General features: G+C 62.2%; 1 pseudogene. It reads right to left on the reverse strand.

The annotated features are described in order from the left end of the window. A pseudogene (locus E5W70_RS32690) lies at positions 1–426 on the reverse strand (TCP-1/cpn60 chaperonin family protein); the annotation flags it as partial.

Consider the following 426-nt stretch of genomic DNA (forward strand, 5'->3'; position numbering starts at 1 on the left):
CGATGGTGGTGTTCTCCTTGGAGATCGACACCTTCTTGGCGCGGCCGAGCATGTTGAGGCCGACGTTCTCGAGCTTGATGCCGAGGTCTTCCGAGATGACCTGGCCACCGGTGAGGATGGCGATGTCTTCCAGCATGGCCTTGCGGCGATCACCGAAGCCCGGCGCCTTGACGGCGGCGATCTTCAGGCCGCCACGCAGCTTGTTGACGACCAGCGTGGCCAGAGCCTCGCCTTCGACGTCTTCCGAGATGATGAGCAGCGGCTTCGAGGTCTGCACGACGGCTTCGAGAACCGGCAGCATGGCCTGGAGGTTGGACAGCTTCTTCTCGTGCAGGAGGATGTAGACGTCCTCGAGCTCGGCAACCATCTTGTCGGCGTTGGTGACGAAGTAGGGCGAGAGGTAGCCGCGGTCGAACTGCATGCCTT

Source organism: Mesorhizobium sp., assembly GCF_005063415.1.
Classification (GTDB): Bacteria; Pseudomonadota; Alphaproteobacteria; order Rhizobiales; family Rhizobiaceae; genus Mesorhizobium.